General features: G+C 60.2%; 13 protein-coding genes and 1 pseudogene. All 14 read left to right on the top strand.

From position 1 onward, the window contains the following. Positions 1-7 precede the first annotated feature (7 nt). The 14 genes and pseudogenes from fabD to M0746_RS05075 all read left to right on the top strand — a co-directional run bounded on the left by fabD (position 8) and on the right by M0746_RS05075 (position 11757). Positions 8-946, top strand: a complete 939-nt coding sequence (fabD, locus tag M0746_RS05010) for an ACP S-malonyltransferase (RefSeq protein WP_258448377.1) — start codon at positions 8-10, stop codon at positions 944-946. A 16-nt stretch (positions 947-962) separates the two neighbouring features. After that, entirely contained in the window at positions 963-1706 is a 744-nt protein-coding gene (gene fabG / locus M0746_RS05015) for a 3-oxoacyl-ACP reductase FabG (protein WP_016770989.1), read from the top strand. 196 nt (positions 1707-1902) lie between these two features. Beyond that, positions 1903-2141: pseudogene (gene acpP / locus M0746_RS05020) on the top strand (acyl carrier protein). 108 nt (positions 2142-2249) lie between these two features. Next, entirely contained in the window at positions 2250-3494 is a 1245-nt protein-coding gene (fabF, locus tag M0746_RS05025; protein ID WP_085655165.1) for a beta-ketoacyl-ACP synthase II, read from the top strand. After that, a complete protein-coding gene (pabC, locus tag M0746_RS05030) occupies positions 3494-4309 on the top strand; it encodes an aminodeoxychorismate lyase (protein ID WP_258448378.1) in 816 nt (271 codons plus the stop codon). Before fabF ends, pabC begins: the two co-directional genes overlap by 1 nt. 3 nt (positions 4310-4312) lie before the next feature. Continuing rightward, the gene (gene mltG, locus M0746_RS05035; RefSeq protein WP_258448379.1) at positions 4313-5485 is read left to right on the top strand and encodes an endolytic transglycosylase MltG; all 1173 of its coding nucleotides are present in this window, start codon (positions 4313-4315) and stop codon (positions 5483-5485) included. A gap of 19 nt (positions 5486-5504) precedes the next feature. Next, positions 5505-6137: a dTMP kinase gene (gene tmk, locus M0746_RS05040; RefSeq protein WP_208940207.1), complete on the top strand. Its 633-nt coding sequence runs from the start codon at positions 5505-5507 to the stop codon at positions 6135-6137. Further along, the gene (locus M0746_RS05045) at positions 6130-7113 is read left to right on the top strand and encodes a DNA polymerase III subunit delta' (RefSeq protein ID WP_258448380.1); all 984 of its coding nucleotides are present in this window, start codon (positions 6130-6132) and stop codon (positions 7111-7113) included. The genes tmk and M0746_RS05045 overlap by 8 nt, the downstream gene beginning before the upstream one ends. Before the next feature lie 42 nt (positions 7114-7155). Further along, on the top strand, positions 7156-7512 hold the full coding sequence (locus M0746_RS05050; protein ID WP_090285187.1) for a PilZ domain-containing protein: 357 nt from the start codon (positions 7156-7158) through the stop codon (positions 7510-7512). Between the two features lie 12 nt (positions 7513-7524). After that, the gene (locus M0746_RS05055; protein ID WP_258448381.1) at positions 7525-8316 is read left to right on the top strand and encodes a TatD family hydrolase; all 792 of its coding nucleotides are present in this window, start codon (positions 7525-7527) and stop codon (positions 8314-8316) included. 350 nt (positions 8317-8666) lie between these two features. After that, on the top strand, positions 8667-9305 hold the full coding sequence (locus M0746_RS05060; protein WP_160059005.1) for a TetR/AcrR family transcriptional regulator: 639 nt from the start codon (positions 8667-8669) through the stop codon (positions 9303-9305). Between the two features lie 137 nt (positions 9306-9442). After that, on the top strand, positions 9443-10411 hold the full coding sequence (locus tag M0746_RS05065) for a GTP 3',8-cyclase MoaA (protein WP_258448382.1): 969 nt from the start codon (positions 9443-9445) through the stop codon (positions 10409-10411). Positions 10412-10575: 164 nt separating this feature from the next. After that, positions 10576-11181, top strand: a complete 606-nt coding sequence (locus M0746_RS05070; RefSeq protein ID WP_025113023.1) for a DUF4823 domain-containing protein — start codon at positions 10576-10578, stop codon at positions 11179-11181. Positions 11182-11196: 15 nt separating this feature from the next. After that, positions 11197-11757, top strand: a complete 561-nt coding sequence (locus tag M0746_RS05075) for a DUF1285 domain-containing protein (protein WP_258448384.1) — start codon at positions 11197-11199, stop codon at positions 11755-11757. Positions 11758-11946 lie beyond the last annotated feature (189 nt).

An 11946-nucleotide genomic window follows, 5' to 3' on the forward strand; every position in this document is an offset into this window, starting at 1 on the left:
TTGTTACATGTCTGCTTCCCTCGCATTCGTCTTTCCAGGACAGGGTTCGCAGTCCCTCGGCATGCTGGCCGAGCTGGGCGCGCAACATCCGCTGATCCTCGAAACCTTTCAAGAAGCCTCTGCTGCGCTGGGCTATGACCTGTGGGCGTTGACCCAGCAGGGCCCGGAAGAGCTGCTCAATCAAACCGACAAGACTCAACCGGCGATTCTGACCGCCTCGATCGCCCTGTGGCGTCTGTGGCTGGCGGAAGGCGGTGTGCGTCCGGCATTCGTTGCCGGTCACAGCTTGGGTGAATACAGCGCGTTGGTCGCTGCTGGCAGCCTGACTCTGGCTGACGCGGTCAAACTCGTCGAGCGCCGCGGTCAGCTGATGCAGGAAGCGGTTCCGGCCGGGCAGGGCGGCATGGCTGCCATCCTCGGTCTGGAAGACGCTGATGTGCTGGCAGCCTGCGCCGAAGCCGCGCAAGGCGAAGTCGTCAGCGCGGTGAATTTCAACTCGCCGGGCCAAGTAGTGATTGCCGGTGCCAAGGCTGCCGTCGAGCGCGCCATTGAAGGCTGCAAGGCCCGTGGCGCCAAGCGTGCGATGCCATTGCCGGTGAGCGTGCCGTCGCACTGCGAGCTGATGCGTCCGGCCGCCGAGCGCTTTGCCGAAGCCGTCGCCGCCATCGACTGGCAGGCACCGCAGATCCCGGTCGTACAGAACGTCAGCGCGCAAGTGCCGGCCGACCTGGAAACCCTCAAGCGTGATCTGCTCGAACAACTCTACAAGCCAGTGCGCTGGGTCGAGTCGGTGCAGACGCTGGCCGCCAAAGGCGCGACCAATCTGGTCGAATGCGGTCCGGGCAAGGTCCTGGCCGGTCTGAACAAGCGCTGCGCCGAAGGCGTTGCGACTTCCAACCTCAATACCCCAGATGCCTTCGCTGCCGCTCGCGCAGCGCAGGCCTGAATCAGGAGAAACTTGCATGAGTCTGCAAGGTAAAGTTGCACTGGTCACCGGTGCAAGCCGCGGTATCGGCCAGGCCATCGCGCTGGAGCTGGGTCGTCAGGGCGCTATCGTTGTCGGCACCGCGACCTCCGCGTCGGGTGCCGAGCGCATTGCTGCAACCCTGAAGGAAAACGGTATCCAGGGCGCTGGTTTCGAACTCAATGTCACCAGTGACGAATCGGTCAGCGCAGTGCTGGCGGGCATTCAGGAGCAGTTCGGTGCGCCGGTGGCGATTCTGGTCAATAATGCCGGCATCACCCGCGATAACCTGATGATGCGCATGAAAGACGATGAATGGTACGACGTGATCGATACCAACCTGAACAGTCTGTATCGCCTGTCCAAGGGCGTTCTGCGTGGCATGACCAAGGCGCGTTGGGGTCGAATTATCAGTATTGGCTCGGTGGTGGGTGCCATGGGCAACGCCGGCCAAGTAAACTATGCAGCCGCCAAGGCCGGTCTGGAAGGTTTCAGCCGGGCGATGGCGCGTGAAGTCGGTTCGCGTTCGATTACGGTCAACTCGGTGACCCCAGGGTTCATCGACACCGATATGACCCGCGAGCTGCCTGAAGCACAGCGTGAAGCCTTGCAGACGCAGATTCCGCTGGGTCGTCTGGGGCAAGCTCAAGAGATCGCGTCCGTGGTCGCTTTTCTTGCATCCGACGGTGCGGCATACGTTACCGGGGCTACAATCCCGGTGAACGGTGGGATGTACATGTAAGTAAAATGTGACGGATTGCTTCAAAAAAATGTCATACGAGCTGTCTAAAATCCGTTATAAAGCTGCAATCTATTTATAGGCAGAGGGTCGCAGGGTTCGAGGAGTGAAGCTTTCAGTTGAAAAACTGAAAAGTCTTTCTATACACTTACCCACTGGCCAGCTGCCTGAATTTGTCCATTAGGAGTGAAAACAAGGTATGAGCACCATCGAAGAGCGCGTCAAGAAAATCGTTGCCGAGCAACTGGGCGTCAAGGCGGAAGAAGTAGCAAAAACGATTCTTCCTTCGTTGAAGACCTGGGTGCCGACTCCCTTGACACCGTTGAGCTGGTGATGGCTCTGGAAGAGGAATTCGAGACCGAAATCCCTGACGAAGAAGCTGAAAAGATCACTACTGTACAAGCTGCAATCGACTACGTTAACGCCCACCAGGCGTAATCGTTTTTAGTCGTCGCTAGCTGTCATGGAAAAACCGCACTGCCATTACGGCGTGCGGTTTTTTCTTTAGGCCTGATGCAAAGTCGTCATTCGAAAAAGGAGAGTGCTGTGTCGCGTAGACGCGTCGTAGTCACCGGTATGGGTATGTTGTCGCCACTGGGCACGGATGTGCCGAGCAGTTGGCAGGGCATTCTGGCTGGCCGCAGTGGCATTGGTCTGATCGAACACACCGACCTTTCTGCCTATTCCACCCGTTTCGGCGGCTCGGTCAAAGGCTTCAATGTCGAGGAATACCTGTCGGTCAAGGAAGCGCGCAAGCTCGACCTGTTCATTCAGTACGGCCTCGCCGCAGGCTTTCAAGCCGTGCGCAACGCCGGGCTGGAAGTCACTGACGCCAACCGTGAGCGCATCGGCGTTGCCATGGGTTCGGGGATCGGCGGTCTGACCAATATCGAAGAAACCAGCCGTACCCTGCATGAGACAGGCCCACGACGGATTTCACCGTTCTTCGTGCCAGGCTCGATCATCAATATGATTTCCGGTTTCCTGTCCATCCATCTGGGTGCCCAGGGACCTAACTACGCCATCGCCACTGCATGCACTACCGGTACGCACTGCATCGGCATGGCGGCGCGCAACATCATGTACGACGAAGCCGACGTGATGATTGCCGGCGGTGCCGAAATGGCCGCGTGCGGTCTGGGCATGGGCGGCTTCGGCGCGTCCCGTGCGCTGTCGACCCGCAACGACGAACCGACCCGTGCCAGCCGTCCGTGGGACAAGGGCCGTGATGGTTTCGTGCTGTCCGACGGCGCTGGTGCGCTGGTGCTCGAAGAGCTGGAGCACGCCAAGGCGCGCGGCGCGACCATCTATGCCGAACTGATCGGTTTCGGCACCAGCGGTGATGCCTTCCACATGACCTCGCCACCGGCCGACGGTGCCGGTGCCGCACGCTGCATCACCAATGCGCTGCGCGACGCGAAGATCAATGTCGATCAGGTGCAATACATCAATGCTCACGGTACTTCGACACCGGCCGGCGACCTTGCCGAAGCCAATGCGATCAAGTCGGTGTTCGGCAACCACGCCTACAAGCTGGCGGTCAGCTCGACCAAATCGATGACCGGTCACTTGTTGGGTGCAGCAGGCGCGGTCGAGGCGATCTTCAGCGTACTGGCTATCAACAGCCAGGTGGCGCCGCCAACCATCAACCTCGATGAGCCGGACGAAGGCTGCGACCTTGACTTCGTGCCGCACACGGCGCGCAACATGGACATCGACGTCGTGCTGTCGAACTCCTTCGGTTTTGGCGGCACCAACGGCACCCTGGCGTTCCGCCGGTTCGCAGGCTGATGGACAGCTGGGTCGACGGTCAACCGGCTGACAGTCTGTCGCTGAAAGATCGCGGCCTGGCTTACGGCGATGGTCTGTTCGAAACCATCGCCGTGCGTGGTGGCCAGCCGATCCTGCTGGAACGGCACCTGGCGCGTCTGGCCGAAGGCTGTGCGCGTCTGGCCATCACGGCCGATATCGAGCTGATTGGCGACGAGCTGCTGCGTTATGCGGCAGCGATGGGCGAGGGCGTACTCAAGCTCATCCTCACGCGTGGCGACGGTCAGCGCGGTTATGCGCCCGATCCGACGGCACCAGGTCGCCGCATTCTGCAAGGCAATCCTCCTGCCGCTTATCCCGCTGCCCATGCCGAGCACGGCATACGCCTGTTTCCCTGCAACACGCGGTTGTCCAGGCAGCCGCTGCTGGCCGGGCTCAAACACCTCAATCGACTCGAACAAGTACTCGCCCGCGCCGAATGGCAGGACAGCGAGCACGCCGAAGGCTTGATGCTCGACCGCACCGGACGCGTCATTGAAGGTGTGTTCAGCAATCTGTTCATCGTGCGCGACGGCGTGTTGATGACTCCGGATTTGCAGCGCTGTGGCGTCGCCGGTGTGATGCGCGCAGAAATATTGTTTCAGGCCGAGTCATTGGCCATCCCCAGCCAAATCTCTGATATCCGCCTGGAGCAGCTGCAATGGGCCGATGAAGTGTTCGTCTGCAACAGCGTGTATGGCGTGTGGCCGGTACGCGCTTACGCTGCACTGAGCTGGCCGGTTGGCCCGCTCACCCGTAAACTGCAAACCCTTGCCCGCGCCCTATTGGATGCCTGATTTGTGAGACGTAAACTTTTGCTGCTGCTGGAAACCGGACTGGTTCTGGCAGGGCTGCTGTTGGGCGCCAGCGCCTGGAAGATTCACAGTGCGCTGGAACAGCCGCTGAACATCACCCAGGAAGAATTGCTGGATGTGCCGAAAGGCTCGACGCCGACCCGGACTTTTCTTTCCCTCGAAACCGATGGCGTCATCAAGGACGCGTTCTGGCTGCGTGTCTATTGGCGCTTCAACCTCGCCGGCACGCCCATCCACAGCGGCGAATACCGCATGCAGCCGGGCATGACCGTCAACGGTCTGATCGACTCATGGAAGCGTGGCGATGTGGTGCAATACAGCCTGACGCTTGTCGAAGGCTGGAATTTCCATCAAGTGCGCGCCGCGCTGGCCAAGGATGAAAAGCTCGAGCAGACCCTGAACGGTTTGAGCGACAGCGACGTCATGGCGAAGATTGGCCATAAAGGCTTGTTTCCGGAAGGACGCTTCTTTCCCGACACCTACCGTTTCGTGCGCGGCATGTCCGATGCCGAGTTGCTGAAAAAGGCCTTTGCTCGTCTCGACGAAGTGCTGGCCAGCGAGTGGGAAAAACGTTCTGCCGATGTGCCTTACAAAGAGCCGTATCAGGCGCTGATCATGGCTTCGCTGGTCGAGAAGGAAACCGGCGTACCGCAGGAGCGCGGGCAGATTGCCGGGGTCTTCGTGCGGCGCCTGGCGCTGGGTATGCAACTGCAGACCGACCCGACGGTGATTTACGGCCTGGGCGATCGTTACACCGGCAAGCTGACCCGCGCGCACCTGAAAGAACCGACGCCGTACAACACCTATGTGATTCCTGGCCTGCCGCCAACGCCGATCGCGATGGTCGGGCGTGAAGCGATTCACGCTGCGCTGAATCCGGTGGAGGGCACCAGCTTGTATTTCGTCGCCCGTGGTGACGGCAGCCACGTGTTCTCCGATGATCTGGATGCGCACAACAATGCGGTGCGCGAGTATCAGCTCAAGCGCCGTGCCGATTACCGCTCCAGCCCCGCACCGGCAACAGCGCCGGAAACCCCGGCAGCCGAGGAAGCGATACCGCCAGCCTCGCCCAATCCCGCGCCGGAAACACTGCCACAGGTTACGCCGCAGGAGCCTGCGCCGGCACCAGACGCCGCTGCCCCCGAAAACGCGCAATGACTTTGATTAAGGACTGCCTGTGACTGGCTTGTTTATTACCCTCGAAGGCCCGGAAGGCGCCGGCAAAAGCACCAACCGCGAATACCTCGCCGAGCGCCTGCGCGCCGCCGGTATCGAAGTTGTGCTGACCCGTGAGCCGGGTGGCACGCCACTGGCCGAGCGGATTCGCGATGTGCTGCTGGCCCCGGCCGACGAAGTCATGAACCCCGATACCGAGCTGTTGCTGGTCTTCGCCGCGCGTGCGCAGCATCTGGCCGAGGTGATTCGTCCGGCGTTGGCGCGTGGCGCCGTGGTGCTGTGCGACCGGTTTACCGACTCGACGTACGCTTATCAGGGCGGTGGTCGCGGCTTGTCGCTGGAGCGCATCGCCACCCTGGAAAGCTTCGTGCAGGGCGACCTGCGCCCGGACCTGACGCTGATCTTCGATCTGCCGGTAGAAATCGGCCTGGCGCGTGCCAGCGCCCGTGGCCGACTCGATCGCTTCGAACTTGAAGGGAGAGCCTTTTTCGAAGCAGTGCGCAGTGCGTTTCTCAAACGTGCCGAAGCCGATCCTGCGCGCTATGTGCGGATCGACGCCGGTCAGCCATTGGCCAAGGTGCAACAATCGCTGGATACCCTGATTCCGAATCTGGTGGAGCTGAGCCGTGGCTGAGGCCTATCCGTGGCAAGACAGCCTCTGGCAGCAACTGGCCGGGCGTAGCCAGCACGCCCACGCCTATCTGCTGCACGGCCCGGCCGGTATTGGCAAACGGGCCTTGGCCGAGCGTTTGATGGCCAGCCTGCTGTGTCAGCGTCCGGCCCCGGAAGCGTGCGGCGAGTGCAAATCATGCCTGCTGCTCAAGGCCGGCAGCCACCCGGACAATTACATTCTTGAACCGGAAGAAGCCGACAAGGCCATCAAGGTCGACCAGGTGCGCGATCTGGTCAGTTTCGTCGTGCAGACCGCGCAACTGGGCGGGCGCAAAGTGGTACTGATCGAGCCGGTCGAGTCGATGAACATCAACGCCGCCAACGCCTTGCTGAAAAGCCTTGAAGAGCCGTCTGGCGACACCGTGTTGCTGCTGGTCAGCCACCAGACCAGCCGTTTGCTGCCGACGATCAAGAGCCGCTGCGTGCAGCAGGCCTGTCCATTGCCGGGCGAGGCGATGAGTCTGCAATGGCTGGCGCAAGCGTTGCCGGAGTGTTCCGAAGAAGAACGTGTCGAACTGCTGACGCTGGCGGCCGGTTCGCCGTTGATGGCGGTCAGCCTGCAAGCCCAAGGCGTGCGCGAGCAGCGCGCGCAGGTGGTCGAAGGCGTGAAAAAGTTGCTCAAGGGCCAGCAGTCGCCGACGCAATTGGCTGAGGAATGGAAAAACATTCCGATGCTGCGCCTGTTCGACTGGTACTGCGACTGGTCGAGTCTGATCCTGCGTTATCAGCTGACTCAGGACGAGGCTGGCCTCGGTCTGCCTGACATGCGCAAGGTTGTGCAGTACCTGGCGCAGAAAAGTGCGCAAGGCAAAGTCCTCGATATCCAGGACTGGATTCTCGCCCAGCGGCAGAAGGTGCTGAGCAAGGCCAACCTCAATCCGGCGTTGCTGCTCGAAGCTTTATTGGTGCAATGGGCGGGATTGCCTGGTCAAAGATAGAAATGTGTACCTAGACTCTGAACATCAGCAGTGGAGGTGAGCATGCTTGAACCGATCAGCCCCGGCCCGCGCAACGGCATTTTGTCTTTGACGATCAAGGACAAATCCGTGCTGTATGCCGCCTATATGCCATTCATCAAGAACGGTGGCTTGTTCATCCCGACCAACAAGAGCTACCGGTTGGGCGACGAGGTGTTCATGCTGCTCAATCTGATGGACGAGGCGGAGAAGATCCCGGTTGCCGGCAAGGTCGCCTGGATCACGCCCAAAGGTGCGCAAGGCAATCGTGCCGCCGGTGTCGGCGTGCAGTTCAACGATGGCGACGACACCGCGCGCAGCCGCATTGAAACCCATCTGGCCGGAGCGCTTAAGTCCGACCGTCCCACCCACACGATGTAAGTTGCCGTTTTTATGCTCGTAGATTCCCATTGTCACCTCGATCGCCTTGACCTCGCCGCCCATGACGGCTCGCTGGATGCTGCGCTCGATGCAGCTCGCGGGCGCGGCGTCGGGCACTTTCTGTGCATTGGCGTCAGCGCCGACAACGCCGCCGACGTCAAAGCCCTCGCCGAGCGGTATGCGGATGTGGATTGCTCGGTTGGCGTGCATCCGCTCGACGTCCAGCCCGGCGCGGCGCCGGCGCTCGACTGGCTGCTGCACGAACTCGATCACCCGAAAGTGGTGGCAATTGGCGAAACCGGTCTCGACTATCACTACGAACCGGAAGCCGCCGAGCTGCAGCAAGCGTCCTTCCGCCTGCACTTGCAGGCGGCGCAACAGACCGGCAAACCGGTGATCATCCACACCCGCGGCGCCCGTGCCGACACGCTCGAGCTGCTGCGTGAAGCCGCATTGCCCCAGGCCGGTGTGCTGCACTGTTTCACCGAAGACTGGGACATGGCCAAAGCCGCGCTGGACATGGGCTATTACATTTCCCTGTCGGGCATCGTTACGTTCCGCAATGCCTCTGCGTTGCGCGATGTCGCCAGCAAAGTGCCGGCGGATCGCTTGCTGGTGGAGACCGATTCGCCGTATCTGGCGCCGATCCCTTATCGCGGCAAGCCCAACCTGCCGCAGTATGTGCGCGAGGTGGCGGAGTTCCTGGCGATGCTGCGCGGCGAGAACTACGAGCGATTTGCCGAGCAGACCACTGAGAACTTCAAGCGTCTGTTTCCCTTGGCGAGTGTTAAATCTGCCCTGTAGCGACTGGCCAAATCGCAGGCAAAAAAAACCCGGGTTCTGGGGGGTGAATCCGGGTTAAGACCATTAGGAGTAAAACAAAGGCACGCGGTCCCTTGGTACCTTTACCGGCGCGACACTTGGGGGAGATGTCGCCCGACAGTTCAAGTATTGATCAGTCTGGCGCGCAGTCCAGTAAGCCGGTCGGGGTTTTTAAACAAATTTGGAATACGTTTGCTTCAGTTGAGTTCTCATTGCTCCTGAAACGTTCTCAAAATGAACGGCAAACACAGATATGGTCGATGATCCGTGCATTTTTGCGCAAGTTAGGCATAATACGCGGCTTCGTATTTTGACCCTTCAGACCTTTTCTTATGCACAAAGAACCTCGTAAGGTCCGTGAGTTTCGTCGCCGCGAGCAGGAAATTCTCGATACCGCGCTCAAGCTGTTCCTCGACCAGGGTGAAGACAGTGTCACCGTCGAGATGATTGCGGATGCCGTGGGTATCGGCAAAGGCACGATCTACAAGCACTTCAAATCCAAGGCCGAGATCTATCTGCGCCTGATGCTCGATTACGAGCGCGATTTGAACGAGCTGCTGCATTCGGCGGACGTCGACAAGGACAAGGAAGCGCTGTCGCGCGCCTACTTCGAATTTCGCATGCGTGACCCGCAGCGCTATCGCCTGTTCGACCGTCTCGAAGAGAAGGTTGTCAAAGGCAATCAGGTGCCGGAAATGGTCGAGGAGCTGCACAAGATCCGTGCCTCGAACTTCGAACGCCTGACGCTGTTGATCAAGGGCCGCATCAGCGAAGGCAAGCTGGAAGACGTGCCGCCGTACTTCCATTACTGCGCTGCCTGGGCGCTGGTGCACGGCGCAGTCGCGCTGTACCACTCGCCGTTCTGGAGCAATGTGCTGGAAGATCAGGAAGGCTTCTTCCAGTTCCTGATGGACATTGGCGTGCGCATGGGCAACAAGCGTAAGCGCGACCCGGAAATACCGAGCAGCTGAGCCATTCAGCAGCCTTATTGCGCCGTGATTTTGCTACAGGTCGCAATACCGCAGGAATATACTCAGGCATAGGGCTTGCTAAAACTTGAATTCTGAGTCAAGTTTTAGCCGCTCGATTTTCCATCGCCGGAGTGATCATGATCGTTGACCGTCAAGGCAGGCGTTTTCGCAATTTGCGTATCAGCCTGACTTCCGCCTGCAATTACGCCTGTACCTACTGCGTGCCGAACGGCAAGCGGCTGGTGGCGGCGCAGGATGAGCTGTCGGCCGCAGCCATGGCCCGCGGCGTGGCGTATCTGATCGAAGCGGCCGGCATCGAGCGCTTGCGCATCACCGGCGGCGAGCCGCTGGTCAGCCCCAAACTCGAATCGTTCATGAGCGCCGTCGGCAAGATGGGCCTGGACGACATCAGCCTGACCACCAACGGCCAGCTCCTGACGAAAAAACTCCCCTTGCTTGTCGATGCCGGTTTGCGCCGCATCAACGTTTCCCTCGATACCCTTGACCCGGCAGCCTTCCGCAGCATCGCTCGTGGCGGTGATCTGGCCAGCGTGCTCGACGGCATGCAGCAGGCTGCCGCGGCGGGCATGAAGATCAAGGTCAACATGGTGCCGTTGCGCGGGCAGAACCTCGATCAGGTGATGCCGCTGCTCGATTACTGCCTCGAACGCGGATTCGAACTGCGCTTCATCGAGCTGATGCGCATGGGCCATCTGGCCAAGGATTCCAATGCGTTCCTGCAGCAGTTCGTCAGCCTCGAGCAACTGCTCAGCCTGATCGGCGAGCGCTACGAGTACGCGCAGACCGATGCGCCGATCGATGCCACGGCGGTTCGTTACGCGATTCCCGGTCTGGGTAACTTCGGCGTGATCGCCAATGAAAGCGTACCGTTCTGCCGGACCTGCTCGCGCCTGCGCCTGTCTTCGACCGGTTGGTTGCATGGCTGCCTGTCGTCGAGCAACCGCCATTATGTCGGTGATCTGCTCGACAAGCCGCGGCATGAGGCGTTGCCGGCGTTGCAGCGCTTGCTGATCAAGGCGCTGGGGGACAAGCAGGAGGTGGCGTTTTCCGGTGGTGCGACAGTCATGAAGATTATCGGCGGCTGAATTACCGCCTTCGCGAGCAGGCTCGCTCCCACAGGGGAATGCATTCCTAGGTGGGAGCGAGCCTGCTCGCGAATGCCTCTGGCGCTGAATTTCCCGAGCTGGCGCAAAAGCTGCATTCAACGGCCATTCGCCGGTTTTCCGTCACCGGCCTTTGGAGGAATAGGATGCGTAGCCTGGTTTTGCTGCTGGCCGTTTTGGCGCTTGGCGGCTGTATGACTGTCAGCGATATGGCCGAGGGCACTCGCTACCAGATGAGCGATGCCGGTTTGCTGGACCACAGCGACAGCCGTCGCGTGAACAATTTCCGCATTCAGCCGGACTCGTTCATCTACATCGCTCAGGGCGCTTTTGCACCGCCGGGCGGTTCTTACCCGCGACCTAACGTAGTTGCCGAAGAAGCCTTCAAGGGTTTTGTCGAGTACTTCCCGATGGTCCGCCGCGCCCGCGCTCCCGAAGGCCTCGACCAAGCCATGGGTGAAGCTCGCGATGCCGGCGCGCATTACTTGCTGTACACGCGTTTCGCCAAGGCTGATGACCGCATCGGCAACTCCGATGAGTGGCTCGATCAGGAAGCGGTTGACCGCCTCGGTATCGACGGCGGGGTGATTCAGATCATGTTGATCGAGACCAGCACCCAGTATTTGATTGATACTGCACGGATCAAAAGTCGTGGCGGTTTACTGACGTTCCACGACAACAAGCCTGAAGACCTGATCGGCCCGCCACTGGCGCAATACGCACGCAGTTTGCTGGGGATCGGTGACCAATAACCAAAGGAGAGCACCATGAGTGGCCCGCAAAAAGCCAATTACCTGTTGGGACAGATCCCCAAAACCAAAGGCCTGCCGCCGGTGCACTTGTGGAATCCGGACTTCTGCGGCGACATCGACATGCGCATCGCCCGCGACGGCACCTGGTATTACCTGGGCACGCCGATCGGGCGCAAGCCGATGGTCAAGCTGTTCTCGACGATCATCCGCCGCGACGGCGATGATTATTTCCTGATCACCCCGGTCGAGAAGGTCGGCATCAAGGTCGACGATGCGCCGTTCGTGGCGATCGCCGTTGAGGTGGAAGGCGAGGGCGAAGCGCAAGTGCTGCGCTTCACCACGAACGTCGACGAAATCACCGAGGCCGGGCAGGAGCATCCGCTGCGTGTAGAGATCGATCCGACGACGCAGGAGCCGGCGCCCTATGTGCATGTGCGCACAAATCTTGAAGCGCTGATCCACCGCAACGTGTTCTACGAGTTGGTGGAATTGGCCGTCAGCCGCGAAATCGATGGCCAGCGCTGGCTGGGCGTGTGGAGCGGCGGCGAGTTCTTTCGCATCGGCCTCGAACCTTAAAACCCGTACCCCTTATAGGGGTGAGCCTGCTCGCGATGACGGTGTGACAGTCGACAGTGCGTTGACTGATACACCGTCATCGCGAGCAGGCTCACTCCTACAAGGGTTTTGTACTCCAGCTGAAAAATCCCGTTGACTGTTATTCGTATGATGATTAGCGTGTTCACCCATCGCGAACCGCTTTGAGGT

This window comes from Pseudomonas sp. S11P7, from assembly GCF_023195435.1.
Taxonomy (GTDB): Bacteria; Pseudomonadota; Gammaproteobacteria; order Pseudomonadales; family Pseudomonadaceae; genus Aquipseudomonas; species Aquipseudomonas fluorescens_G.

Coding starts and splice junctions, on each gene's coding strand:
- fabD (WP_258448377.1), top strand. CDS start 8: ATGTCTGCTTCCCTCGCATTCGTCTTTCCAGGACAGGGTTCGCAGTCC.
- fabG (WP_016770989.1), top strand. CDS start 963: ATGAGTCTGCAAGGTAAAGTTGCACTGGTCACCGGTGCAAGCCGCGGT.
- pabC (WP_258448378.1), top strand. CDS start 3,494: ATGGACAGCTGGGTCGACGGTCAACCGGCTGACAGTCTGTCGCTGAAA.
- M0746_RS05050 (WP_090285187.1), top strand. CDS start 7,156: ATGCTTGAACCGATCAGCCCCGGCCCGCGCAACGGCATTTTGTCTTTG.
- M0746_RS05055 (WP_258448381.1), top strand. CDS start 7,525: ATGCTCGTAGATTCCCATTGTCACCTCGATCGCCTTGACCTCGCCGCC.
- M0746_RS05060 (WP_160059005.1), top strand. CDS start 8,667: ATGCACAAAGAACCTCGTAAGGTCCGTGAGTTTCGTCGCCGCGAGCAG.
- M0746_RS05065 (WP_258448382.1), top strand. CDS start 9,443: ATGATCGTTGACCGTCAAGGCAGGCGTTTTCGCAATTTGCGTATCAGC.
- M0746_RS05070 (WP_025113023.1), top strand. CDS start 10,576: ATGCGTAGCCTGGTTTTGCTGCTGGCCGTTTTGGCGCTTGGCGGCTGT.
- M0746_RS05075 (WP_258448384.1), top strand. CDS start 11,197: ATGAGTGGCCCGCAAAAAGCCAATTACCTGTTGGGACAGATCCCCAAA.